The sequence below is a fragment of the Rhizobium sp. BK418 genome (assembly GCF_004341105.1).
GTDB lineage: Bacteria > Pseudomonadota > Alphaproteobacteria > Rhizobiales > Rhizobiaceae > Rhizobium.
On sequence record NZ_SLZK01000004.1, the window covers coordinates 95,841 to 120,915 of the forward strand.

Annotated in this window: 18 protein-coding genes; 4 read left to right on the forward strand and 14 right to left on the reverse strand. The window is 59.7% G+C overall.

The annotated features are described in order from the left end of the window. Window positions 1-96 precede the first annotated feature (96 nt). Together EV281_RS17425 and EV281_RS17430 are read right to left on the reverse strand one after the other, a co-directional pair. Window positions 97-1,998, reverse strand: a complete 1,902-nt coding sequence (locus EV281_RS17425; RefSeq protein ID WP_132654537.1) for an ABC transporter ATP-binding protein — start codon at window positions 1,996-1,998, stop codon at window positions 97-99. A 24-nt stretch (window positions 1,999-2,022) separates the two neighbouring features. Continuing rightward, window positions 2,023-3,876: an ABC transporter ATP-binding protein gene (locus tag EV281_RS17430; protein ID WP_184327391.1), complete on the reverse strand. Its 1,854-nt coding sequence runs from the start codon at window positions 3,874-3,876 to the stop codon at window positions 2,023-2,025. 310 nt (window positions 3,877-4,186) lie between these two features. On the opposite strand from EV281_RS17430, the gene EV281_RS17435 reads away from it, so the two are divergent. The 3 genes from EV281_RS17435 (at window position 4,187) to EV281_RS17445 (ending at window position 8,801) form a co-directional block, all read left to right on the forward strand. Continuing rightward, the gene (locus tag EV281_RS17435) at window positions 4,187-5,056 is read left to right on the forward strand and encodes an aldose 1-epimerase family protein (protein WP_132654539.1); all 870 of its coding nucleotides are present in this window, start codon (window positions 4,187-4,189) and stop codon (window positions 5,054-5,056) included. 272 nt (window positions 5,057-5,328) lie between these two features. Beyond that, window positions 5,329-6,735 (forward strand): FAD/NAD(P)-binding protein, encoded by a 1,407-nt coding sequence (locus tag EV281_RS17440; RefSeq protein ID WP_132654541.1) that lies wholly within the window; start codon window positions 5,329-5,331, stop codon window positions 6,733-6,735. A gap of 77 nt (window positions 6,736-6,812) precedes the next feature. After that, window positions 6,813-8,801 (forward strand): PAS domain-containing sensor histidine kinase, encoded by a 1,989-nt coding sequence (locus EV281_RS17445; protein WP_245508300.1) that lies wholly within the window; start codon window positions 6,813-6,815, stop codon window positions 8,799-8,801. A 99-nt stretch (window positions 8,802-8,900) separates the two neighbouring features. Here EV281_RS17445 and EV281_RS17450 read toward each other — a convergent pair whose 3' ends face one another. Genes EV281_RS17450 through cyoA form a run of 5 tightly spaced genes read right to left on the reverse strand, consistent with a single transcriptional unit; the run spans window position 8,901 to window position 13,952 of the window. Then, entirely contained in the window at window positions 8,901-9,659 is a 759-nt protein-coding gene (locus tag EV281_RS17450; protein WP_132654543.1) for an SURF1 family protein, read from the reverse strand. Between the two features lie 46 nt (window positions 9,660-9,705). After that, on the reverse strand, window positions 9,706-10,107 hold the full coding sequence (gene cyoD / locus EV281_RS17455) for a cytochrome o ubiquinol oxidase subunit IV (protein WP_132654545.1): 402 nt from the start codon (window positions 10,105-10,107) through the stop codon (window positions 9,706-9,708). Continuing rightward, window positions 10,104-10,724, reverse strand: coding sequence for a cytochrome o ubiquinol oxidase subunit III (gene cyoC, locus EV281_RS17460; RefSeq protein ID WP_132654547.1), 621 nt, complete (start codon window positions 10,722-10,724; stop codon window positions 10,104-10,106). Before cyoC ends, cyoD begins: the two co-directional genes overlap by 4 nt. Before the next feature lie 6 nt (window positions 10,725-10,730). Next, window positions 10,731-12,734 carry a cytochrome o ubiquinol oxidase subunit I gene (cyoB, locus tag EV281_RS17465; protein ID WP_132654549.1) on the reverse strand — a complete coding sequence of 668 codons (2,004 nt, stop codon included), beginning with the start codon at window positions 12,732-12,734 and terminating at the stop codon, window positions 10,731-10,733. Between the two features lie 42 nt (window positions 12,735-12,776). Beyond that, window positions 12,777-13,952, reverse strand: a complete 1,176-nt coding sequence (cyoA, locus tag EV281_RS17470) for a ubiquinol oxidase subunit II (protein WP_132654551.1) — start codon at window positions 13,950-13,952, stop codon at window positions 12,777-12,779. 375 nt (window positions 13,953-14,327) lie between these two features. Here cyoA and EV281_RS17475 point away from each other — a divergent pair, with 375 nt between their 5' ends. Next, window positions 14,328-15,659 carry an MFS transporter gene (locus EV281_RS17475; RefSeq protein WP_132654553.1) on the forward strand — a complete coding sequence of 444 codons (1,332 nt, stop codon included), beginning with the start codon at window positions 14,328-14,330 and terminating at the stop codon, window positions 15,657-15,659. Between the two features lie 75 nt (window positions 15,660-15,734). Here the strand turns inward: EV281_RS17475 and EV281_RS17480 are convergent, their stop codons facing one another. From EV281_RS17480 to EV281_RS17510, 7 genes are all read right to left on the reverse strand, one after another. Beyond that, on the reverse strand, window positions 15,735-16,202 hold the full coding sequence (locus EV281_RS17480; protein WP_132654555.1) for a cyclic nucleotide-binding domain-containing protein: 468 nt from the start codon (window positions 16,200-16,202) through the stop codon (window positions 15,735-15,737). Between the two features lie 94 nt (window positions 16,203-16,296). Next, on the reverse strand, window positions 16,297-19,011 hold the full coding sequence (locus tag EV281_RS17485; protein WP_132654557.1) for an ABC transporter ATP-binding protein: 2,715 nt from the start codon (window positions 19,009-19,011) through the stop codon (window positions 16,297-16,299). Window positions 19,012-19,206: 195 nt separating this feature from the next. After that, window positions 19,207-20,340, reverse strand: a complete 1,134-nt coding sequence (locus tag EV281_RS17490; RefSeq protein ID WP_132655415.1) for a glycosyltransferase — start codon at window positions 20,338-20,340, stop codon at window positions 19,207-19,209. Continuing rightward, window positions 20,337-21,584 carry a glycosyltransferase gene (locus tag EV281_RS17495; RefSeq protein WP_132654559.1) on the reverse strand — a complete coding sequence of 416 codons (1,248 nt, stop codon included), beginning with the start codon at window positions 21,582-21,584 and terminating at the stop codon, window positions 20,337-20,339. Before EV281_RS17495 ends, EV281_RS17490 begins: the two co-directional genes overlap by 4 nt. 12 nt (window positions 21,585-21,596) lie before the next feature. Further along, on the reverse strand, window positions 21,597-22,805 hold the full coding sequence (locus EV281_RS17500; protein WP_132654561.1) for a glycosyltransferase family protein: 1,209 nt from the start codon (window positions 22,803-22,805) through the stop codon (window positions 21,597-21,599). Between the two features lie 95 nt (window positions 22,806-22,900). Next, on the reverse strand, window positions 22,901-24,076 hold the full coding sequence (locus EV281_RS17505; RefSeq protein WP_165911918.1) for an ABC transporter permease: 1,176 nt from the start codon (window positions 24,074-24,076) through the stop codon (window positions 22,901-22,903). Beyond that, window positions 24,076-25,074, reverse strand: coding sequence for an ABC transporter permease (locus EV281_RS17510; RefSeq protein ID WP_132654565.1), 999 nt, complete (start codon window positions 25,072-25,074; stop codon window positions 24,076-24,078). Before EV281_RS17510 ends, EV281_RS17505 begins: the two co-directional genes overlap by 1 nt. Window position 25,075 lies beyond the last annotated feature (1 nt).

Here is a 25,075-nt window from a genome sequence, read left to right on the forward strand (position 1 = left end):
GTTCTGAGAAATTCTCCGTCTATACGTCGCGCGAGCCCTTCCGCCTCACGTTTCCCGACCAAGAAAAGCTTCTGTGGATCAAAACTGTCTTGGACGCTATGTGGCGTTGGGGCTTTCTACCTCGCTCGCCACAAGCACATCCTCGGGAATGTCATCGAAGGATGCGTAGTTGAGGTTATAGAGCTTCGAATAAAGCTTGCCGTTTTTCATCAGCTGCTGATGATTGCCGCTTTCGACGATCTCGCCGTTCTGCAGCACGATGATGCGGTCCGCTTCGCGGATCGTCGCCAGACGGTGAGCGATGACGAGGCCGGTGCGGTTCTCAAGCAGTTTGACCAGTGCCTTCTGGATCAGCATTTCAGTGTAACTGTCGATATTCGCCGTCGCCTCATCGAGCACGAGGATTTTGGCATCTGCCACCAGCGCACGGGCGAAGGAGAGAAGCTGGCGCTGGCCAAGCGATAGATTGCCACCGCGCTCGCCGAGCATGCTGTCATAGCCCTGGGGCAGGCGCATGATGAAGTCGTGCGCGCCGACGGCCTTGGCGGCTTCGATCACCTGTTCCCGGGTGGCTTCCGTCTTGTGGTAGCGGATGTTTTCGAAGACGGTGCCGGTGAACAGGAAGGGCTCCTGCAGGACCATGGCGATCTGCTGGCCGAGCGAATCCTGCGTCAACTCGCGCACGTCGTGCCCGCCGACCAAGACCTGTCCCTGCTGCACCTCGTAAAAGCGATGGATCAACGACATGCAGCTCGATTTGCCCGAGCCGGTCGGGCCCACAAGGGCGACCGTCTCGCCGGGATTGACCCTGAAGCTCACATGCTTGAGCACCGGATGTTTGGGATTGTAGCCGAAGACGACATCGCGGAATTCGACAGAGCCGTCCATGTCGGGCGACAGTATCTTTGCATCGGGTGCGTCCTTGATTTCAATCGGCACATCGAGCACGTCGGTCAGCCGCTGGCCGGAAGCCATGGCGCGCTGCATGACGGAATATTGCAGTGTCAGTGAGCGGATCGGGTCGAAGAAGCGCTGGATGTAAAAGAGGAAAGCGACGAGCACGCCGACGTCGAGTGCCTGGTTCAAGACGCGCGAGCCGCCGACGACGATGACGAGCGCCATCGCGATGCCGGTCAGCGAATCGACGATCGGCACCATTACCTGGGCATAGCGGGCCGCCGTCAGATGCGTCAGCAGGTTGGCGTGTGCTTTGTCATCATAGAGCTGGAAGTTGACCTCCTGCCTGTCCATGCTCTGGACGGCGCGCACGCCGTGGATCGCTTCGGCAAGCGCCCCGTTTGCCACCGAATTCGTCTCATGCGCGGCCATGAAGGATTTGCGTGCAAGCGGCAGCCAGAAGAGACGCACGACGAAAAGCACAGGGAGCGCCGACAGCGTCAGCAGCCCGAGCTTGAAGTCGAGATAAAGCATCACGAAGACAATGCCGAAGAGAAGGAAGATATCGCCGACCGATAGAACGCAGGTTTCCAGAAATTCCTGCATCGAGTTGACGTCGCCCTGCAGACGCGACATCAATCGGCCGACCTCGGTCTTGTCCATGAAGGACAGCGAGACGCGCTGCAGATGCGAGAACATCGCCTTGCGCATATCGAACAGCACGTTTTCGGCTACTCCGCCTACCAGCGTCTCCTGGGCATAGCTGGCGCCATAGTTGATGAGAATGGCGATCAGGAAGGCGATGATCGCCCAGCTGAGCGCGGTGCTGTTGCCGCCCGGCTGCATGCCGTGGTCGATGGCATAGCGAATGATCAGCGGAATGAGCAGCTGCATGCCAGTGAAGATCAGCACTGAAATGACCGACAGGACGACATCGCGCCGGTAGGGATGCACGAAGGCCCAGATACGCTTGACGATGTTGGAATCGAAGACTTTGCCGAAGATTTCCTCTTCGATGCGGTGCGATCCGACCACCGCTCTCGGCGGGCGTCTTCCATCCTCGCGCACGTCCGGACGCTCGGTTTCCAGTTCCTCGGCCATCGTGTTTCCTCCTGCGCCGGTTTCTTACGCGCTCAAAGCGTCGTCGCCCGGTCGCACCTGCAATTCGTAAAGCGCCTTGTATCGTCCACCGAGCGCCAGAAGCTCGTTATGCGTGCCCTGTTCGACGATGCGGCCATCCTCGATGAAGAAGATCCTGTCGGCATGCATCAGTGAGCTCAGGCGGTGGGCAACGATGATTGTCACGCGGTCGGCGGCATAGCGGCGCATGGCGCCGCGAATGCGCTGCTCGGTGGCCGCGTCAATGGCTGCGGTCGAATCGTCGAACACCATCACGGCGGGTTTGAGCATCAGCGCGCGTGCAATCGAAAGCCTCTGGCGCTGGCCGCCTGAAAGCGAGACGCCGCGTTCCCCGACGACGGTGCCGTAACCGGTCGGCAGGCCGAGCACGTAGTTGTGAAGCTGGGCGCTTTCGCTGGCCCGTTCGATGCGGCTTTCCTTGGCCCAGGGGTCGCCATAGGCGATGTTATTTTCGATCGTCGTGGTGAAGAGGAAGGAATCCTGCTGCACCACGGCGACGGAGCGGCGCAGCGACTGCAGCGTTGCCTTGCGAATATCCTGACCATCGATGGTGATCCTGCCGCCAGTCGCATCATAGAAGCGCGGGATGAGGTGCGCGAGTGTCGACTTACCGCTGCCAGGCGGACCGACGATGCCGATCGTCTCGCCGCGCCTTGCTTCAAAGCTGACGCCATGCAGCACCTCGTGCATCGGCGAGCTCGGATAGGCGAAGCTGACATTTTCGAAACGCAGGGTGCCGTCGGTGACCTTCAATTCTTTGGCATCGGGCGCATCACGCACGGCGATCTCAAGGTCCAGCAGCTCGAAAAGGCGCGTGCCGCAAGTGGATGCGCGGGCAAAGGCGTTTACCATCAGACCGAGCTGGCGCACCGGCATCTGCAGGATGGTCATGAAGGTCAGGAACGAGGCGAGTGTACCGACGGTGATCTCCCCAGAATGCACCTTGCCGCCGCCGATCCATAGGACCAGTCCCATCGCCGCAAAGAAGGAGAATGTCATGGCGCTGGTGTTGGTGACACGGATGCCGACGCGCTGATGGGCAAGCTCCAGCGCGCTCTTCGAGGCAGCCTCGAATTTCGAAAGTTCATGCTCCTGCGCGGCGAAGGCGCGCACGACGCGAATGCCGCCGAGATTTTCCTCCATGATGCGCGTAAGCACCGACAGCCTCTGCTGGAGGTCAAGCCAGGTAGCGCGCAGCCGCAGCTGGGTCACGGATGATCGCCAGCCGACGAAGGGCACGAAGGAAAGCGCCAGCAGGCCGAGCACGACGTCCGTCGTCAGTAGCATGTAGGCGCCGATACCGATCAGCATCGAGAGCAGGAAGACACGCACGAGTGCGGTCGAAAAATACATGCGCACCCCTTCCAGATCGAGCAGGCCGACGGTGATGAGGTCGCCGGAATGCACGGTGTCGTGGAAGGAGAACGAGAGGCGCTGGATCTTCTCGTAACAGGCAAGGCGCAGCTCGTAGCCCATGTGGTGGCCGACCGACTCGCTGTAATAGTTCTGGATCATCGTGAAGATGCCGCGCAGCACGCTGGCGCCGAGCAGAAGCAACGCTGTCGTCAGAAGTGCGTCCTGCGCCTGCTGTCCGATCGTGCCACGGTGAAGCGCCACCTGCGTATGATCGACGGCCCGCCCAAGCAGACGAGGGATCAGCAGCTGGAAGGTCGAGGCGATCAGCGTGGCGACGATCGCGAGGCCTGCTTGCCAGGGATGGCGGAAAGCCATGACGGTAATGCGGAACAGTGTGTAGAGGCCCTTGCCCCACCCTGCCGCGGTTGCAAGCGCCATCGAAGCAGAAGGCTTCGTCGCGCGTATGGACGCATCGCTGCTCACGGTATTTTTCCAATAGATGTGTGCTCGGACCAGATGGCCCGAAAAGACGGCAAATCCATGAAGGGATTGATAGCGCATTCACTTTTGCCGATTCCGGCGGGGGGTTCAAGTAAAGAATTCACCAGCTGGTTATTTTTACGTGAGCCTTGCTCGCTTTGGACGGTAGCGTTACCGTACGGCCCCACTCTGCACACGTTAAAGGCGCAATCTTCAGCTCGAAAACGAAATTGCCGCGTCGCCGCATCGCCAGTGGAAATCCGGCTGGCGGGCATGTAAGGTCCGCTCGCCAACCAGCACGAAGAGGCGCCCGATGTCATCCACGGTCCGGATCGCAAATCAGTTTCTCACCGTTGACGTTTCCTCTCTCGGGGCGGAAATGCAGTCGCTGACATCGGGCGACGGCCGCTCCTGGGTCTGGAACGGCGATGCCGCCTTCTGGACAGGCCGTTCACCCATTCTGTTTCCAATGGTCGGCAAGGCGCCGAACGATACGCTGAAGGTTGCCGGTCATAGTGCACCGATGGCCCAGCACGGCTTTGCCCGCCGGAGCGAATTTGCACTGGCTTCCTCCTCCGAGACGAGCTGCCGCTACGAACTGGCCGCTTCGGAGACGACGAAGGCTGTCTACCCCTTCGACTTCCTGCTGGCCGTCATCCATAGCATCGAAGGCCAGGCGCTCACCGTTGCTGCTGAAGTGACCAACCGTGACAGGCGTCCGATGCCTTTCGGTCTCGGCTTCCACGCGGCATTCGTCTGGCCGCTGCCTGGTGCTGCAGACAAGCAGCATACCGTCACGCTGGACAACGGCGCCGAGCCGCCGCTCGTCCGGCTCGAAGGCGGCCTGATCTCGCCGAAGAGACTTGCTTCGCCCTTTAAAGCGGGCAGTCTCGTACTCGACCATTCGATGTTCGAGCAGGACGCGATGATCTTTCCCGAAGGGGCAGGCACGGGCCTGCGATATGGGGCCGAAGCCGGCCCGGCCATTCATTTCAACTTCGAGAACCTGCCCAACCTAGCCCTTTGGACAAAGCCCGGCGCTCCCTTCCTCTGCGTCGAGCCCTGGCACGGGACGGCCGCCGAAAATGGCGGTTCGGACGATCTGGAGGGGCGTCCCTACACTATGATGCTTGCCGCAGGCGAAACGGCACGCTTTTCTTTCACTGCCGAAATCCTCGCATAGATAGCCAAGTTTTCCGTATCGGATCAACGAGTTGGACAGGTGGTAAAATAAACTTCTTGCCACCTCGCGTTTTTCGCGCTTTCATACACGACTAGTTTAATAGACTATGGGCTGGACGAGGATGCCTTTCATCTTGTCACGGTTCCGTGACGGAACCCGGCCCGGCGGCGAAAGTTTGCACGGCCGCATGAACCTGCCCAACGCATGGCTTCAGATGTTCTGCGTTGAAACCTTGATCGAGACACATGCGGATGAGCCGCAAGGGAGTTGAGATGACGGTTCAGCGACTTTTTTCCGGCAAGGCGAATGCGGCGGCACAGATTTCCGCCGTTCCCCGAATCGCGATCGTCGGCCGCGGTTTTTCCGGCATGATGATGGCGGTCGCGCTGATGCGCACCATACGCGCGCCGTTCCACCTCCAGCTTTTCGACCCGAACTCCACGGTAAACGGTGGTCAGGCTCTCTCCTCGGCGCGATCGTCCACCATTCTCAATACGCGTGTTCGCGATCTCTCGGTTTCGCTCGGTGAACCTGACGATTTCAACGATTGGCTCTGTAGCAATGCCGAGTTTCGCGCCGCTGTGCCGGCCGCCATTCCCGGCTTCCGGCAGATCTTCGTTCCCAGGGAAATTTTCAGCGATTATGTCTATCAGCGCTTTTCCGAAGCGCTCGCCGCCCGCCGGGATATCACCGTCCAGGTCTGCCACGATCCGGTCGTGGCAATCCGCAGGAGCCATGGCAGCCGCTTCCTCCTGGAAAGTGCCAATCCTTCCAACCCGCTTTTCGATACCGTCATTCTCGCGACGGGTTACGGCCTGCCTCGACCGGATGCCGAAGAGCAGGAGGTTTCACCCGTCAGGGCGCAGCGCCTCGTCGCCCGGCCGCATACGGTGCTTCTCGGAAGCGGCATTCGCGTCGTGGATCAGCTGCTGCAGCTTCGTGACGCCGGCTATACCGGGCAGGTGACGATCATTTCACGCCACGGTTTCCTGCCGCAGAGCCACACGCCGAATTCCGCCGATCCGGTTTTCCCGGCCGAGGCGCTGCCGCAAAGCCTGCCTGATATCGTCCGCTTCATCCGCCAGGCCTGCCGCGAGGCGGAAGAGGAAGGGCGAAGCTGGCAGTCGGTCATGAACGGCCTTCGCAGGCACGCCCGCTCGCTCTGGCGTTCGCTGCCGGCACACGAGAAGCGCCAGTTCAACAGGCATCTTCGTGCCATCTACGATAGCCATCGGAACCGTCTGCCGGAGGCGATGCATCTCCGGCTGAAGCAAGAGCTTGCAGAGGGCCATACCGTGCTAAGGCGCGGCCGCGCCGGGCGCCGGGGTCTCAGCGGCCTTTTTTTCACACCGGCGGGTTCGACCAGCGAGGAAGTCATCCATGCTGAGCGTATCATCGATTGCCGTTGCCATGCGCCAGACCTTTCCGCTCCCCTGATCCAGAGCTTGCTTGCGGCGCGTCTCGTCATGCCCGACGAGCTTGCGCTCGGACTCGCGGTCAATGCTTGCGGCGAACCGTTCCTCGACGACGGTTCTGCGGTCGATGGCCTCTTTGCGGTTGGCCCGCTCGGTCTCGGCAGCTTGCCGGACATCGATCTCGTTCCTGAGATTGTCACGCAAGCCTACTCGGCCGCAGAACGAATTGCGGAACGCTTTTACGTGCAGAGCCAGGCCGTCTGAGGAAAATTCGCCCTTTCGACTGGAACCATCAGCTCGAGCCTGCGTTATTTTGCGCTGGTGCAGCATTAGGGGGGCGGATGGAAGCCTTGGATCAATACGACACGTCTCTTCAGGACGAGGGACGTTTTCGCGTACTCGTCGATGCGATCACCGATTACGCGATCTATATGCTGAGTCCCGAAGGCTATGTGGCGAGCTGGAATTCCGGCGCCGAGCGTTTCAAGGGGTACCTCGCTTCCGAAATCCTCGGCCAACATTTCTCCCGTTTCTATCTCGATGCCGACAGGAAAGCCGGCCTGCCAGCCCGGGCGCTCGCGATTGCGGCCACCGAAGGACGCTTCGAGGGGGAAGGCTGGTGCCAGCGCAAGGACGGAACGCGCTTCTGGGCCCATGTCATCATCGATCCGATTCGCCACGCTTCTGGTGAGTTGATCGGCTTTGCCAAGATCATCCGCGACCTGACGGAACGTAGGGCAGCCGAGAATGCGCTGAAGCGCCGTGAGGAGCAGTTTCGCCTTCTCGTACAGGGCGTCTCCGATTATGCGATCTACATGCTCGACCCGGAGGGCAATGTGACGAGCTGGAATTCCGGCGCCGAGCGCATCAAGGGTTATCGCTCGGAAGAGATCATCGGCCGACACTTTTCTAGTTTTTACACAGATGAGGATCGCTCTAACGGATTGCCTCAACAAGCACTGGCCACCGCCAGCCGTGACGGGCGGTTCGAGAGGGAAGGCTGGCGGGTGCGCAAGGACGGCTCGCGTTTCTGGGCTCACATCGTTATCGACGTGATCAAGGACGATTTCGGTGAAATTATCGGTTTTGCCAAGATTACCCGCGACATTACCGAAAAGATGGAGACGCAGCGAGCGCTCGAGCGGACCCGCGAAGAGCTTTTTCAGGCGCAGAAGATGGAAGCAATCGGGCAGCTAACCGGCGGGATCGCCCATGACTTCAACAATCTGCTGATGGCGGTGCTGGGTAGCCTCGAGATCCTCAAGAAACGCATGCCGCAGGATCCGACACTCTCCCCTCTTGTTGACAACGCCATGCTCGGCGCCCAGCGCGGTGCTGCACTGACCCAGCGCATGCTCGCCTTTTCCCGCCGCCAGGAGCTGCAGGTCGAGAGGATCGATGTTTCCGAGCTCTTGCGCGGCATGATGGACATGGTCTCCCGTTCCCTCGGCCCGATCGCCTCGCTTGAAACTGAATTTCCCGAAAGCCTGCCGACGATCGCTACCGACCCGAACCAGTTAGAGACGGCGGTGCTCAATCTCGTCTTCAATGCCCGCGATGCCATGCCTGGCGGTGGGTTGATCAAGATCAAGGCCACTGAAGAGGTCGTGCCTGACGGCGACCCCCTGCCCGCCGGCCACTATGTGCGCCTCGCCGTCGCCGATGAGGGTGAAGGCATGGACGAAGAGACGTTGAAACAGGCGGTGACGCCGTTCTTCACGACCAAAGGTGTAGGCAAGGGTACAGGTCTCGGGCTCTCCATGGTGCAAGGGCTTGCCGCCCAGTCGGGCGGCAGGCTGGTGTTGAAGAGCCGGCTCGGTGAAGGCACCACCGCTGAGCTGTGGCTTCCGGTTATTGAAGCCCAAAAACCGGTCGAACACTTCGAACAGTCTGCGCCTGAACCCGCAATCGGTTCGCGGCCGCTGCGCATTCTTGCCGTCGATGATGATGGACTGGTTTTGATGAACACGGCGCTGATGCTCGAGGATCTTGGCCACACCGTCTTCGAGGCGACGGCCGGCGCCGATGCGCTCGACATCCTTCGCCGAGAAAGCGTTGATCTCGTTATTTCCGACCATGCCATGCCGCACATGACCGGCTCGCAATTTGCTGCAGCGGTCCGCAGCAACTGGCCGGAAATGCCGATCATCCTTGCGACAGGTTTCGCTGAAATTCCGGAAGGAGCTGGTATCGTCGACTTGCCGCGGCTCGGCAAACCCTTCTCGCAGGCACAGCTTGCTGAAGCGATCGGTCGGGCGGTAGTCGAATACGAGAGAGCAGGCAGACAACCTAACGTGTGGAAGCAGCAAAAGGACATTTCCGTCCCATAACGAGCAGCTACTCAGGATCGACGAGAGATGGCCGGAACGGAGTTTGACTTCTGGCCTTCACCATAAAAGTCGAAAGCCTGTGCCCTTTGAGAGGTCCGCTCATGTTCTCCGCCGTATCCTGATCTCGCTTCGCACGATATAGACAAGAAGCCCCGCCACTGTGATCGCCAGCACATACCAGGTGAATGCGTAAACAAGGTGGTTGTTCGGGAAATCGAGCACGGTTAATCCGCCCACGGGAAAGCCGCCGGCATTGGGCGTCGCGTCTGCGTCGATGAAGAATGGCGCTGCATCAGCAATGCCTCGTTTCTGGATTATTGCCCCAATATCGCGTGAATACCAGAGGTCGCCCGCCGGATCGTTGGAGCGCAGCAGCATGCCGTTAGGCTCGCTCATGCGCAGCAACCCTGTGACATCGACCGGTCCATCAATCTGACCGACCTGCCGTGAAGCCGGGCTGCGGCGGTCGATCGGCACGAAACCGCGATTGACGAGGATCGCACTGCCATCCGCGAGCCTGAGCGGCGTCAGCACCCAATAGCCTGGGCCAAGCGCAGTCGATGCCGTTACCAGCGTTTCCTTGTCGTTTTCGAAAGTGCCAGATGCCGTTACCCGCCGGTATTCGTCGCTCTGGGCATTGACCTTGCTCCAGTCCGCCTGAGCGGGTGGCGCGACGGGTTCGGCGTGAACGCGACCATCGACGCGGGCGATGAGATCGAGCTTCCAGGAAAGACGATAAACCTGCCAAGTGCCGAGTGCGATCAGCGCAACTGTCAGAGCCAGGAGGCCGAGCCCGAGGATCGCAAGTGCTATCGCCGAACGTGGTTTGTCTTTTTGGGCGGAAGAGACGTCGGTCATGGATAAACCGCAACGGGCGATGTCGCCGCCGCCCGCTCCTTTGCCGTTAAGGCATGTTCTTCATCATTTCGGGGCTCATCGGCATCATGTTCGTATTCAGGTGGTACATGACCCAGAGCGAACCCGAAAGAGCGATCGCCACGATGACGATTGTGAAGATCAACGCCATGATCGTCCAGCCGCCTTCCGACTTCGTGTTCATGTGCAGGAAGAAGATCATGTGAACGACGATCTGTACGGCGGCGAGCGCCATAACGATAATGGCGGTAACGACGCGGCTTTCGAAGACGCCTGCCATGACCAGCCAGAAAGGAATGGCGGTCAGGATGACGGACAGAACGAAGCCAGTCATGTAGCTCTTGAAAGTACCGTGGCCGGCCTGATGCCCATGGCTGTGGCCGTGGTGAGCCTCGTGGGCATCCTCATGTGCGGGTGCTTGCGAAGTCATCCAAGAACTCCCATCAGGTAAACGAAGGAAAAGACGCCGATCCAGACGACGTCGAGGAAATGCCAGAACATCGAAAGGCACATCAGGCGGCGGCGATTGGCTTCGATCAGGCCGTGCATGGACACCTGTACCATCAGCGTGATCAGCCAGATGATGCCAAAGGTGACGTGCAGGCCGTGCGTGCCGACCAGGGTGAAGAAGGACGACAGGAAGGCGCTGCGCTGTGGTCCTGCACCCTCACGGATGAGGTGCACGAACTCATAGAGTTCGAGGCCGATGAAGGCTGCGCCGAAAAGGCCGGTCACGGCCAGCCAGAACAGCGTTTCCGCTTTTGCATTGCGCTCCATCTGCAGCATCGCAAAACCGTAGGTGATGGAGGAGAGCAGCAGCATCGACGTGTTGATCGCTACCAGCGTCAGATCGAAGAGATCGGCCGGCGACGGGCCGGCCGCATAGCTGCGTCCGAGCACGGCATGTGTGGCAAACAGCACGCAGAAGATCAGGCAGTCGCTCATCAGATAGAGCCAGAAGCCGAGATTGGTGCTGTTGTCCGGATGATGGTCTTCCGTGAGGTAGAATTCAGGCTTTTCGGCCGTGTCGACAGTATGATCGCTCATGGTCTCTTACACCTGCTCCGCAAGCAGCCGGGTTCGCTTGCCTTCCGTTTCGGTGACTTCTTCCGCGGGAATGTAGAAGTCGCGCTTATAGTTGAAGGTATGACCAATCGCGACGACAAACATGGCGACGGCGGACAGGACGACCAGCCACCACATGTACCAGATCAGGCCGAAGGCAAGTGCTACGCTGATGGCGGCCAGGATCGCCCCGGTGCCGGTGTTCTTCGGCATGTGGATCGGCTTGAAGCCGCCAAGCGGGCGTTCAAAGCCGCGGTTCTTCATGTCGTACCAGCTGTCATGATCATGCACGACCGGCGTGAAGGCGAAATTATAGTCCGGCGGCGGCGAGGAGGTCGACCATTCCAGCGTACGACCGTCCCAGGGGTCGCCGCTGTCGTCACGCAGCTCTTCGCGCCTCATGAAGGAGACGACGATCTGGATCAGGAAAGAGGCGATCCCGAGCGCGATTAGGCCGACACCGAAGGCAGCGATGATGAACCAGATCTGCAGCGACGGATCATCGAACTGGCTCATGCGGCGAGTGATGCCCATCAGACCAAGCACATAGAGCGGCATGAAGGCGAACCAGAAGCCGATCTGCCAGAACCAGAAGCTCATCTTGCCCCAGAAGGGATCGAGCTTGAAGCCGAAGGCCTTCGGGAACCAGTAGTTCACGCCGGCGAACATGCCGAACAGAACGCCGCCGATGATCACGTTATGGAAATGCGCGATCAGGAACAGCGAGTTGTGCAGCACGAAATCGGCTGGCGGAACGGCAAGCATCACCCCGGTCATGCCGCCGATGACGAAGGTCACCATGAAGCCGACGGTCCATAGCATCGGCACTTCATAGCGGATGCGGCCGCGATACATGGTGAAGAGCCAGTTGAACATCTTCGCCCCGGTCGGGATTGAGATGATCATCGTGGTGATGCCGAAGAAGGAATTGACGGAGGCACCCGAACCCATCGTGAAGAAGTGGTGCAGCCACACGAGATAGGACAGGATCATGATAACGCAGGTGGCGTAGACCATGGAAGCGTAACCGAACAGGCGCTTGCCGCAGAAGGTCGCGACCACTTCCGAGAAGATGCCAAAGGCGGGCAGCACGAGGATGTAGACTTCCGGGTGGCCCCAGATCCAGATGAGGTTAACATACATCATCGGATTGCCGCCGAGGTCGTTCGTGAAGAAGTTCGTACCGACATAACGGTCGAGCGACAGGAGAGCGAGCGTCGCCGTCAGGATCGGGAAGGACGCGACGATCAAGATGTTGGTGCAGAGTGATGTCCAGGTGAAGACCGGCATCTTCATGAAGGTCATGCCCGGCGCGCGCATCTTCACGATGGTCGCGATCAGGTTGATGCCCGACAGCGTCGTCCCGACACCGGCAACCTGCAAGCCCCAGATATAATAGTCGACGCCGACGCCAGGACTATAGGCGGCACCCGACAGCGGCGGGTAGGCGAGCCAGCCGGTCTGGGCGAATTCGCCAATGAAGAGCGAGAGCATGATGATGATCGCACCCGCCGTCGTCATCCAGAACGAGAAGTTGTTGAGGAACGGAAAAGAGACGTCGCGCGCGCCGATCTGCAGCGGCACCACGAAGTTCATGAGGCCGGTGACGAAGGGCATCGCCACGAAGAAGATCATGATGACGCCATGCGCCGTGAAGATCTGGTCGTAATGGTGCGGCGGCAGATAGCCCTCATTGCCATTGAAGGCGATCGCCTGCTGGCCGCGCATCAGAAGAGCGTCGGAAAAGCCACGCAAAAGCATGATGACGGCCAGGATCACATACATGATGCCGATCTTCTTGTGATCGACGCTGCAGATCCAGTCGCGCCAAAGCGGACCCCAGAACTTGAAATAGGTGATGATACCGAGCACCGCGATGGCGCCGATGACGACGCCGATGAAGGTCACGACCAGGATCGGCTCGTGATAGGGGATCGCGTCTAGGGTCAACCGGCCGAAGATGAACTTCAGGAGGTCAGGATTGGAAAACATGGAACAACCCGTTCATTATGTCTTGCGACGCAAAGCGCCAGGTTAATTGTCATTGTTGAGCTGCGCCGGCGCCGCATCGCCGCCATTGCTCATGCCGGGCGTGGTATGGCCGTCATGCTGCATGTCCATTCCGGGCATGTTCTGCATATCGTGCTGCGCGCCATTGCCATCGCCCTCGCGAGGAGGTTCGGCGCGGGAAGGAGCGCCGGTAGCGGGCACTGTCGCGCCGGGGGCGACAACGCCTTCGTCCGTATAACGGTTGTCGTAGGTCAGCTTTTCGCGGTTTCCTTTGCTTTCCTTGCCGCCGCCGCCCATCATGTCGATGTGCATCATCTCGTTCATGCACATCTTTCCAGGCGTGGCACACAGGTTGAGGATCGCGTTGTAGAGGTCGGCATCGGCGCTGGCATAATAACGCACCGGTTCTCTCTCGCTTGGCTTTTCCAGCTTCAGATAGGCGTCACGGTTCAGCATCGTGCCCCGCTGCTTCACCTGCGCCACCCAGGCGTCGAAACCCTGCTGGTTCAGGCCATGGAACTTGAAGCGCATGTTCGAGAAGCCTGCGCCGCTGTAATTGGCGGAGAAACCATCAAATTCGCCTTCCCTGTTGATGACGGCATGCAGCTTCGTTTCCATGCCAGGCATGGCGTAGATCTGGCCGGCGAGCGCAGGGATGAAGAAGGAGTTCATCACCGAAGAGGACGTGATCTTGAAATTGATCGGCACGTCGACCGGGGCTGCGAGTTCGTTGACGGTCGCGATGCCGAGGTCGGGGTAGAAGAACAGCCACTTCCAGTCGAGCGCCACCACCTCGACAGTCAAAGGCTTGGTATCTCTCGGAACGGCGCGGTCGGCATCAAGACGGTCGAGCGGACGGAAGGGATCAAGCTTATGTGTGGAGATCCAGGTAACCGCGCCGAGCGCAATGATGATGGCAAGAGGCGCTGCCCAGATCACGATTTCAAGGCGCGTGGAGTGATGCCATTCGGGCGCGTAGTTCGCAGCCGTATTTGAGCGCCGGTAGCGCCAGGCGAAAAGCAGCGTGAGGAAGATCACTGGTATGATGATCAACAGCATCAACACCGTGGAGACGACGATGAGGTCGCGCTGCTGGACGGCGATATCGCCAGAGGGCGACATGACCACCATGTTGCATCCTGCCAAAAAAAACAGCGGCAAGACTAATAGAAGGCGGGAAAACTTTGACAGTTTTTGCACGTCTCTAAGCTCTTTTTGTTTCGTTCGATTGCCGACTAAAGCACTGGCACGGGCAGCGATATGAGGTCTTTGGTCGCAGTGCAACATGCATTTTGCACCGCGGGAGCAGTCAGCGTCCACGACGCCTCGGAATCCTGACAAAAAGTCGAAGGAATTTTGGCGACGCCGCCTTTTTATATCCGAAACGCACAGCTTTGCCCAATAAAACTCTGTAATAGGTTGGCTGATGCGTCACGCGATTTTTCCGGCCACATTGATTTTTGGGAATTCGACGTAACTATTTGCCCAATCAGGACTTGATAAGCTGCAAAGATGGAACAAGATCAGCTCCGAGGTGCTTTGTAAAAAGCATCTTGAACGAGGGAGGCGTTTCATATGGCTACTGCCACACATTTAGGACCATCATCGTCATCGCTGGAACGGGATGCGCGGCGCATCCACGATGACAAGCCGGTTTCGCCCGGCAGCATCGCCGTCGGCGTGGTGATCGGTCGCATGTCCGAGTTTTTTGATTTCTTCGTATACGGCCTTGCATCCGTACTCGTCTTTCCCCAGCTCGTCTTTCCCTTCGCCCCGGACCGGCTGACGGGGACGCTCTATTCCTTTGCGATCTTTTCGCTCGCTTTCCTTGCCCGCCCCGTCGGTTCGGTCGTTTTCATGACCATCGACCGCCTGTATGGGCGCGGCACGAAGCTGACCATCGCTCTCTTCCTGCTCGGTGGCTCGACGGCGTCAATCGCCTTCCTGCCGGGCTTTGATGAAATCGGCTACTGGTCGATCGCGCTGCTTGCGCTCTTCCGGCTCGGCCAGGGTTTTGCGCTCGGCGGCGCTTGGGACGGTCTCGCCTCGCTGCTTGCACTCAATGCGCCGCCGAACCATCGCGGCTGGTATGCGATGATCCCGCAGCTCGGCGCGCCGATCGGCTTCGCGCTGGCAAGCATCCTGTTCGGCTACTTCGTCGCCAACCTCTCTGCGGAAGATTTCCTGTCGTGGGGCTGGCGTTATCCGTTCTTCGTCGCCTTCGCGATCAACGTCGTCGCACTCTTTGCCCGCCTTCGTCTCGTCATGACCAAGGAATTCGGTACGCTGCTGGAACAGCATGAGCTTGAAGCTGCGCCGATCCTCGACGTGCTGCGCGTCCACGGCCGCGATATTCTGATCGGCGCTTTCGTGCCGCTGGCAAGCTTTGCCATGTTCCACCTCGTCACCATTTTCCCGCTTGGCTGGGTGAGCCTTCACAGCGATCGGCCGATCGGCGCCTTCATGGTGGTGCAGGTTATCGGTGCCATCGTCGGCGTCGTCGCCATCATAGCCTCGGGCATGATCGCGGACCGCATCGGCCGCCGCGCGCAGCTGGCGATCTGTGCGGTGCTGATTGCGATCTTCAGCTTCATCGGACCGCTGCTGATCGGCGCCGATAATACAGGGCATGACGCCTACGTCATTATCGGCTTCGGCGTACTCGGTCTTTCCTTCGGTCAGGCGACCGGCTCGATCTCGTCGCGCTTCGGCCGCGGCTATCGCTATACCGGGGCGGCGTTCACCTCCGACCTTGCCTGGCTGGTCGGCGCCGGCTTTGCACCGCTGGTGGCGCTCAGTCTGTCGAGCCAGTTCGGTCTGGCCTTCGTCGGATACTACCTGCTCTCGGGCGCGATCTGCACGCTGGCGGCGCTTGCCTTCAGCAGGGCGCTGGAACAGCGCGAATAGCGCACACAGCGGCACACGGAAAAGGCCCGCCTGGGAAACCTGGCGGGCCTTTTGTTTGGGATGTTATGTTGGGCTTTACTGCGCCATCTGTGGCTGCTTGGCAGCGCGCGCGGCGGTCAGTTCGGCGGTCGTGTGATTGAGGCGGTCGGCGAGCACGCGCATGATCTCCACGGCCATTTCCGGGAAATCGCTCAGAAGCTTGAGGAAATGCTCCTTGCTGATGCGCAGCACTTCGAGCGGTGAGGTGGCTCGCACCGTCGCTGTTCGCGAGACGTCACAGAGAATGGCGATTTCGCCGACGATAGAATTGACCTCGACATCGGCGACCTTGATCTCGCCGGCGGGCGAAGAAACGATGATATCTGCCGTGCCTGACAGAACGACATAGGCAGCGTCGCCGACATCACCCTGGCGAAACAGGTTTTGACCAGCGCGGTAGGTCATACGATCGGAGGTGAAGGCCAAGAGCTTGAGTTTTGCTGGTGCAATCCTTGAGAAGATCGGCACCCGCCGCAGCATTTCGACTTCATCTCTTAACAGCATGAGCGCTATAACCTCCTACCGCATGGTCTTTGATCATGCGCTAAACCAACTCCAAACGCCTTGCGGGCGCCGTCTCTGCCGCCCCAATAGAATATTACGATAACAGTTCCTTGAACATCCCGTTTTTCTCGGAAAGTTCCGGATAGTTGCCCGCCTCGGCAAGATCGCCGCGATCGAAGAGCAGAATACGATCGAAGATTTCCGCAAGCTTGGCGTTGGACAGTACCCAGATGATCGCCGGGCGCTTGCCTTCCTGGTGCAGGCCTTCAATGATGTTGTGGGTGATCTGGTCCTGGATGCGCTGGTCGAGCGCCGGGATCGGCCGGTTGAAGATGAAGTAGTCGGAGCGCTTGAGCAGGGCGCGAGCGAGATTGAGCTTCTGTCGCTGCACCCCCGTCAGGCGTTTGCCGCCGGAACCCACATCGAACTCCAGCCCGATCGACAGTACGTCGTCGTAGAGATCGAGCGCATCGAAGAGCTCACCCATGATGATGCGGATGCGGTCCGAGGCATCGGCCTGCTGATAGGCGATGCGGCCGAAAAGCACATTGTCCATCAGGCTCGCGGAGGCCGTGAAGCGGTTGATGTCATAACGTTCTATCAGTTCGGCGAGGTCGCTGGGAATGTTCTCGTGGAACTGCTTGCGAGCATCGACGATCTTGTCCATCAGCGCCTGGGTCAAGAGGCCGAATCGGTGTCGTGGCTCGATATAGGCGAAACTCAGGCGAATGATACTTGCCCGGTCTTCCGGCGTCGCGTCCTCGAAACGCTTGCCCTGCAGCTTCTGCAGCAACGCTTGGTAGGTCGGAATGTCATCCGCCGTCATGAAGGTGAGCTGCTGGAAGAAAGGGTGGTCCGGCGGCAGGTCGTGGAAGAGTTCCACCGCGTTCTCCGCAATCTCCAGACCCATTGCATAGAGATCGGTACTCAGACCGGTGTCGCGGAAGAGTTGCTGAAAATAGGGATGGCCGGCAAGCCTGCGATTGTTCATCAGCGGCCGCTTCATCGTGCCGAACAGCAGGTTCTCGCCGACGGTCGCCTGTGCGTTATAAGTGTCGAAATCGAAAGGCACGACGATGGCGTCGAGGTTTTCCTTGGCGAGCCGCTCGCGCAGTGACCTTCGAAGTTCCACGATATGGCTGCCGAGCGCGGTGTGAACCTCCGTATTGACGGTGGAGCGTAGCGCCAGATCCAGAATATCCTGCGACATCATGACCGCGTCGAGCACCGGCCGGATCGCCTTCAGCAAGTCTTCAGGTCCGTTCGCGCCGGCTGCCTTGTAGTCCACCCAGTCGCTGTTGAGGTCGAGCGTCGGATTACCGGCCTTTTGCGATTCTGTGACGTACCATTTATATTCTTGAGCCGCCTTGCCGTCATATTCCGGTTCTTTCATCGGCGCATGCTTGAGCCCGTAGAGCAGGTTGTCGCGAAGCGTGCCGTGGAAGAAATAACTGTCGGCGGAGGCATAGGAGATGCGTCGTCCGGTGATCGCTTCCGGCAGCTCCAGAAGATCTTGTCCGTCGATGGTGATGCGGCCGGAATCCGGCCAGACGAGGCGCCCAAGCGCTTCCGCGAAAGCTTCCGCGCCGCTGCCGTTCGGCCCGACGATCGCTACTGTCTCGTTCGGCTTGATCTCCACCGAGACATGGTCGACGAGGCGTGCCCCGCTGTCGTCGCTGACTGAAAGATTGGTAACGACCAGCGCGCTGGTCAGCGGCGCGATCGGCGTCGTCGCAAGCTCCTGGATGCGGCTATCGATCAAGGGCTCGACATTGAACTGCTCGTAGACCTGCGCATACTTGACCTGCACGTCCTGACGCATCTGGTCCCAATCGATCAGTTCCTTCAGTGGGCCGGGAAGGTCCTTATAGGCCGAAATGACGGCGACGAGCTGACCGATGTCGAGCCGGCCCTGCAGCGCCAGATAACCGCCTATTGCGTAGAAGAGGAATGGTGTGACCTGGGCGAGGAAGTTGTTGATGAACTTCACCAGGAACTTCCACTGGTAGAGATCGTATCGGATCGAGAAGATGCGGCCGAGGCGGGTGGCGATATCGGCACGCTCGAGGTTTGACGTGTCGTTGCCATGGATCGTGCCGATACCGTCGACGATTTCGCCGACGCGGCCAGAAAGTTCGCGGGCAGTCAGCTGGCGCTGACGGCCGAGCTCCAGCAGGCGCTTGCGCATGCGGGGGATGACCACCGCCTGAACGCCGACGATTGCAGCCGCAATCATGCCCAGCCAGAAATTCTGGATGATGATGAAGGCAAGCGCGGTGATCGCCTGGCCGCCGAGCAGGGCGGGCGAGACGAAGGCGTCGCCTGTGAAGCCGCCCATCGGCTCCACCTCGTCCTTGATCATCGTGGCGATCTCGGCGGATTTCACCCGCTTGAAATGGGCGGGCGGAAAGCGCAGCACGCGATCGATGAGTTCGAAGCGGATGCGACGCAACATGCGCTCGCCGAGCCGGCCCTTGTAGGTGTTGATGTAGAATTTGAAGAGGCCGTTCAGCACGACGAGCGCCAGGAAGACGAGGCTCAGCGCCATCAGCATCTGCAAGCGGTTGAGTTCCAGGCCCTTGAAGAATTCGACATGCCCGATCAGCGGGATGTCGTAGGCTATGTGCATGAACGTCTGTCTTGCGCCCGGTCCTTCGAAGCCGTCACCCTGAATGGGTCCGTTGACGATCTGCTTCGGCAGGTCGAAGGACAGGAAGTAGGGTACCATGGAGGCTGCGACGACCAGCAGAATCCAAAGCTGCTGCAGCCGCGTGTTCTTCCAGATGTAGCGCGCGAGGCTTTTTTCCATGGCTAACCATCAGACTGTGGGGGAAAGTCCATACAGCGATCCTGATGCTGAGGAAGGGGAAATCTCCGAGTACAGGATCATGCAGTCAGACCGCCGATATCGCAACGAAAACAAGGCGGAGCGGACTAATGTCGAAACGCCGATTCTCGCCGGAAATTGTGTTATATCACATGAATTTTGGAATAGGCGAGGGTTTCAGCCGATCATTGAGCGAATGATGGCTGCAGTTTTTTTTGCTCCATCGAGATCGAGGGAAACGGCTGGGCGCCGTGGCGCGGCAAGCGCCTTTTCGATAGCAGTCTTGACGGCTTCGAGTGTCAGCCCCTTTTCCGGCAGGATATAGGCAAGACCGAGCGCTTTCAGTCGTTCGGCGCGCACGGTCTGTTCCGTCTCTCCCGCTGCCACGAACGGAATCAGGATCGAGCGGCAGTCGCTGCGCAGGAGATCGCCGACCGTATTGTAGCCGGCCTGCGATATCGAGACTTTCGCACCGCGCAGCAGCGACGGGAAATCCTTACGGAAGCGGACCAGCGTAACGTTGGCGGGCGCATCGTCCGAAAGCGCGGAAAAATCGGCTTCCGGAAGATTGGGGCCGGTAATCAGCAGCCAGCTCAGATAAGAAGGGAGGGACGCAGCTGCGTCGCGCGCGGCTCGGATCAGTTCAAGACCGACGGCACCGCCGCCGGCTGACGCGATGATGTCGAATACCTCGGTTGGTTCCGGCGCGGGCGGCGGCGCGACAAGGCCTGTGTAACGCAGTCGGCCGGCAATCTCGCTCGTCAGCGGAAAAGTATCTTCCAGGCGCACGAAACTCGGATCGCCGTGGATGAGCACAGCGTCGAAATGGTCCTTAATGAGCTTGACTGTTTCGTCGTCGCGTCCAGCCTTGCGATTTTCCTGCAGGATGTCGCGGACCGAACTCAGAAGCTTCGGCCGTGGTTCGGCATTTTCGATCGCGTCAATCAGCGGCAGCAGTTCGAAGCGCATTTGCCGGCGCCCGAAGGGGAAGGCTTCGATGATCACAACATCAGGCTTCGCCTCGTCAAAGGCTTGCAGCAGCAGGTCGCGGCGCCTGGAGAGGAATTCTTCACCCGCCGCTTGTCCATTGGCATCTGCAAGACCGGAAAAGCCCACGTTGCTGGCGACGACCGGTGGGAGCTCGATCGTTCTGATATTGTCGCCCGGAAAGCCGGGTACTGGCAGGCCGCCGGTGACGACCGTCACATCGAAACCATCGCTCGCCATCGCATCGGCAATGCGGCTGGCACGGGCAATATGGCCGATGCCGAGCAGATGCTGGACATAAAAGAAGATGCGGGGAGCCGTCATGACGCCTTCTGCCATTCTGCCTCGAACAGGCTGCTCAGCTGCCGGATGCTGGAATGATAATCGAAGTGGCTGCGCACGCGCTCTTCGGCCGCATCTCCGAGCCGCTTGCGCAGATCCGGATTGCGGATCGCCGTTTCGAGTGCCTTTGCGAGGACTGCCGGGTCTTCGGCCGGCACGACCAGACCGTTCTCGCCGTCGGTCAACAGTTCCGGCACACCGGAGACGTTGGTAGAGAGGCAGACGAGCCGCTGACTGCAGGCTTCGACCAGCACGTTCGGGAGCCCGTCGCGGTCGCCATTGGCGGCAATGCGACACGCAAGGACGAAAAGATCGGCGCGACGGTAGTGATCGAGCACGTCTTCCTGGGCCAATGCGCCTTTCCAGGCAATTCGCTCGGCAAGGCCGAGCTCGGCGGCGAGCTTTTTCAGCTTAGACAGTTGCTCACCGCCGCCGATGTGGTCCATGCGCCAGTTAATCTCCGCAGGCAGTAGGGCGAGGGCGCGCAGCAGCACGTCGTAGCCCTTCTTTTCCACCGCCCGACCCACGCTGAGGATGACAGCGGGGTCGGCGGGATCGCTGCCGTCGCGGTTTGAGCGCTCGCCTGCAAAATGGCCGAAGCGGGCAAGATCAAGGCCGTGATAGCTGAGGTGCACAGTATCCTTGCGCCCCGTCAGCGCCTTCATATGCTCGTAGCCATTACGGGTGCAGGTGACTGCCCAGCGGGCGCTGTCAAGCTTTTGGCCGAGGTCCCAGTCGGGTGAGGTCCAGATATCCTTCGCATGGGCCGAACAGGTCCAGGGTGTGCCGGTCAGGATGCTGGCATATTCGGCAACGGAGGCCGGGGTGTGGATGAAATGGGCGTGCAGCCACTCCCCCTTATCGGGCCATTCGCGCGCCAGGACCAGCGCCTGCCCGAGCCGGCGAAAGCGGTTGCGGGATATGTCGCGCGGCAGGTCGGCAAAGAAACGCTTCATCGCCGCGCCGAAGCCGGGTTTCGAAAAGCCGGCGATGAGGCCCTTCAGCACGCGGATAGGCTCCTCATGCAAATATTCCGGCAGATAGACGACGCGCGCCTTGATCTCGTCATGGACGGGGTGACGCTTCTTGTCGGTCGGTCGGCGCATGGAGATCAGCGTCAGGTCGAAGCCCGCCTTTTCGAGGCCAAGCAATTCCTGGGCGATGAAGGTTTCCGAAAGACGGGGATAGCCTTTCAGCACGACGAGAATCTTGCGGCGTGGCGGCAAAGGAAGGCTCTTTTATTCTGCGCCGACGAGGGAGAGATGACGTCCATGACCGTCCAGCCATGCGCCAACGGTCCGCGAAATCTGATTTAGCCCCTCAAGATGCATATTGCTGCCGCTCTTTGACGGTGGAAGCCGTGAGGGGAGCCGCTTCAGCGTCTCCGCCATGATGGCCGGGTTAGCGGATTGCTCGGGCAGCAGCATATCGATGAGGCCGAGTTCGCTCGCGCGGCGGGCGCGCAGAAGCTGCTCCTCGCGGGGAGCGACGCGCGGCACGATAAGCGCCGGCTTGTCGAAGGAGAGAATCTCGCAATAGGTGTTGTAGCCGCCCATGGCGACGACTGCGGTCGCGCCGTCGATGAGCTCTTCCATATGATTGTCGAATTCGATCACCTCGATATAGGGGATCTTTTCGCCTTTCCTGACAAGTTTCGTCCGCTCGGCTGCCGGCATATAGGGACCGAGCACCACCAACGCCTTCTGCGTCAGCGTCTCGTCGGCTTCATAAGCGTTCATCACGTCGTGGACGAGGTCGGAGCCGTCGCCGCCGCCGCCTGTGGTGACGAGGATATAATCGTCCTTGCGGGCGTTCAGCGAATTCTTGCCCTTGGAAACGCTGCGCTGCAGGAAACCAACGAAATCCATTTTGCGGCGAACGCCGGCCGGCACGTCGAGACCAACAAGCGGATCGTAGAAATCCGGTGGTCCGTAGACCCAGATGCTATCGTAATATTGGTCGATCTTCTGCATGACACTGTTCTTCTTCCACTCGGCTTCGAGCAGATGCGGCGCGTCCATGATTTCACGAAGGCCCAGCACGAGAACGGTGCCTTGTGCCTTCAGATAGGCAAGCGTATCTTCGACCTCGCCCTTAAGGCCCATCGGTTCCTTGTCGACGATGAAGATGTCGGGCTGGAAAGTCTCGGCGGTGTGGCGAATGCTCGACTCGCGCATCTTCAGCGTGTCCTGAAGATCGATATGACTGGCGAGCGACGTATACTCGCCATTGCGAAGCTTGATGACGCTCGGAATCTTCACGAAATCGACGCGGGCGCGGTAATCGAAGGCGCCGGCGATCGTCGCGCCTGAAATGATGAGGATGTTCAGGCCGCGATAATCCTCGACGAGGGCATGAGCGATCGTCCGGCAGCGTCGCAGGTGACCAAGGCCGAAAGTATCGTGGCTGTACATGAGGATGCGTGCATCTTCGAGACGTCTGGCCATAGGCGTGCCCTCTGAGGTGGACGACATACTTCTACCACCCCCGCGGTTCGGAGGCCGTGAGCCGGCAGACGCGAAGCGCTTTATCCAGCCCGACGCTATTTGTAGGGATCTGCCGCATCACGCAAGCCATCTCCCAGAAAATTGAACGCCAATATCACCAGTACTACAGGAACGATCGGGAATAGCAACCACGGGTAGAAGGCGATGACGCTGACGCTCTTGGCCTCGGTCAGCAGAATGCCCCAGCTGGTGATGGGCGGTCGCAGGCCGAGGCCGAGGAAGGAGAGCGCCGTTTCGCCGAGGATCATGCCCGGAATGGAAATGGTGGCGGACGCGATAAGATGCGACATGAAGCCCGGCACCAGATGTCGGCCGATGATGCGCGGCGTGCTGGCGCCCATCAATTGGGCGGCCTGGACGTAATCCTCCTCGCGCAGCGCCAGTAGCTTGGAGCGCACGGCGCGAGCAAGCCCTGTCCAGTCGATGATGCCGAGAATGACGGTGATGCCGAAATAGATGACAATCGGGCTCCAGGTCACCGGCATGATGGCAGCAAGCGCCATCCACAGCGGCAGCGAAGGCAGGGATTGCAGCACTTCGATCAGTCGTTGCACGACGAGGTCGAAGATGCCACCCCAATAGCCGGCAAGACCGCCGATGACGATACCGAGCACGAAGCTGATGGCGATGCCGATGAGGCCGATGGTGAGCGAAATGCGCGCGCCGTAAAGAATACGCGACAGCACATCGCGACCAAGTCGGTCGGTCCCGAGCAGGAACATCTGTCCGCCGATTGCCGGACAGACGAGGTGAAAGTCGGACGCGATAAGTCCCCAGAACTTATAGCCATCACCGCGGCAAAAGAAGCGGATAGGCTGGATGTCGTTTTCATTATTGGTATAGAGGCGATGCAGCGTGTCGATATCGAGCGTCATCTTTCGGCCGTAAACGAAGGGGCCGACGAAATTGCCCTGGCTATCGAAGAGACGGACCCGCTGCGGTGGCGAATGGATGAAATCGACATTGCGAGTGTGCAGACCGTAGGGTGCCAGGAACTCGACGATCAGGATCATGAAATAGACGGCGGCGAGGAAGATGCCGGATACGAGCGCCAACCTGTGGCGCTTGAACTTCCACCACATGAGCTGCTTTTGCGAGGCAAGGTGGATGCGCGACTGCGCCGAGGTCATCGTTTCCGTTGCTATCGGATCGAAGGGGGCAGTCGAGACGTAATGCGGCAGTGCTGCGCCAGGTGCGGGTAGGGGCGACATTATTTGGTGCTCCTGCCTTGCAGACGGATGCGGGGATCGAGGAAGCCGAGTGCTATGTCGGAGATCAGTACGCCTATGACATTCAGGAAGGCGAGGAACATCAGGAACGAACCGGCAAGATACATGTCCTGGCTCTGCAACGCCTTGATGAGCATCGGTCCGGTGGTTTCCAGTGACAGAACGATGGCGACGATCTCGGCACCGGAAATGATCGACGGCAGGATTGAGCCGATATCGGCGACGAAGAAATTGAGCGCCATGCGCAGCGGGTATTTGACCAGCGCGCGCACCGGGTGCAGACCCTTGGCGCGTGCGGTCGTCACATATTGCTTCTGCATCTCGTCGAGCAGGTTGGCGCGCAGGCGGCGAATCATACCGGCTGTACCCGCAGTGCCGACGATGATCACTGGGATCCAGAGATGCGCGAGGATGGACCGCGCCTTAGCCCAACTCATCGGCTCGTTCAGAAATTGCTGGTCCATCAGATGGCCGATCGAGAGTCCGAACCAGACATTGGCGAAGTACATCAGGATCAGCGCCAGCATGAAGTTGGGGATGGCGATGCCGAGCAGGCCGAGGAAGGTCAGGCCGTAATCGCCCCAGCTATATTGATGGGTTGCCGAATAGATGCCGATTGGGAAGGCAATCAGCCAGGTGAGAAGGATGGTCGAGAAGGAGACGAGGATCGTCAACCACAAGCGGTCGCCCACCACGTCGGAAACCGGCAGCTGATATTCGAAGGAATAGCCGAAATCGCCGCGCAACATGCCGCCGACCCAATAGAAATAGCGCACGATCTCCGGCTGGTCGAAGCCGTATTGATGGCGCAACTCCTCGATTTCCTGCAGGTTTGCGGTCTCGCCCTGGGCGCGCATTTCCGCGATCTGGCTTTCGAAGAAGTCGCCGGGCGGCAGCTCGATGATGACAAAGACCAGCGCCGATATCACGAGCAGCGTAGGCACCATGGCGGCGATACGCCAGAGGATATAGCGGATCATC

What these genes read in the sequence shown, in the direction of transcription:
- EV281_RS17425 (WP_132654537.1), bottom strand. Translation starts at nt 1,998, where the DNA reads ATGGCCGAGGAACTGGAAACCGAGCGTCCGGACGTGCGCGAGGATGGA.
- EV281_RS17435 (WP_132654539.1), top strand. Translation starts at nt 4,187, where the DNA reads ATGTCATCCACGGTCCGGATCGCAAATCAGTTTCTCACCGTTGACGTT.
- EV281_RS17440 (WP_132654541.1), top strand. Translation starts at nt 5,329, where the DNA reads ATGACGGTTCAGCGACTTTTTTCCGGCAAGGCGAATGCGGCGGCACAG.
- EV281_RS17445 (WP_245508300.1), top strand. Translation starts at nt 6,813, where the DNA reads ATGGAAGCCTTGGATCAATACGACACGTCTCTTCAGGACGAGGGACGT.
- EV281_RS17450 (WP_132654543.1), bottom strand. Translation starts at nt 9,659, where the DNA reads ATGACCGACGTCTCTTCCGCCCAAAAAGACAAACCACGTTCGGCGATA.
- cyoD (WP_132654545.1), bottom strand. Translation starts at nt 10,107, where the DNA reads ATGACTTCGCAAGCACCCGCACATGAGGATGCCCACGAGGCTCACCAC.
- cyoC (WP_132654547.1), bottom strand. Translation starts at nt 10,724, where the DNA reads ATGAGCGATCATACTGTCGACACGGCCGAAAAGCCTGAATTCTACCTC.
- cyoB (WP_132654549.1), bottom strand. Translation starts at nt 12,734, where the DNA reads ATGTTTTCCAATCCTGACCTCCTGAAGTTCATCTTCGGCCGGTTGACC.
- EV281_RS17475 (WP_132654553.1), top strand. Translation starts at nt 14,328, where the DNA reads ATGGCTACTGCCACACATTTAGGACCATCATCGTCATCGCTGGAACGG.
- EV281_RS17480 (WP_132654555.1), bottom strand. Translation starts at nt 16,202, where the DNA reads ATGCTGTTAAGAGATGAAGTCGAAATGCTGCGGCGGGTGCCGATCTTC.
- EV281_RS17485 (WP_132654557.1), bottom strand. Translation starts at nt 19,011, where the DNA reads ATGGAAAAAAGCCTCGCGCGCTACATCTGGAAGAACACGCGGCTGCAG.
- EV281_RS17490 (WP_132655415.1), bottom strand. Translation starts at nt 20,340, where the DNA reads ATGACGGCTCCCCGCATCTTCTTTTATGTCCAGCATCTGCTCGGCATC.
- EV281_RS17500 (WP_132654561.1), bottom strand. Translation starts at nt 22,805, where the DNA reads ATGGCCAGACGTCTCGAAGATGCACGCATCCTCATGTACAGCCACGAT.
- EV281_RS17505 (WP_165911918.1), bottom strand. Translation starts at nt 24,076, where the DNA reads ATGTCGCCCCTACCCGCACCTGGCGCAGCACTGCCGCATTACGTCTCG.
- EV281_RS17510 (WP_132654565.1), bottom strand. Translation starts at nt 25,074, where the DNA reads ATGATCCGCTATATCCTCTGGCGTATCGCCGCCATGGTGCCTACGCTG.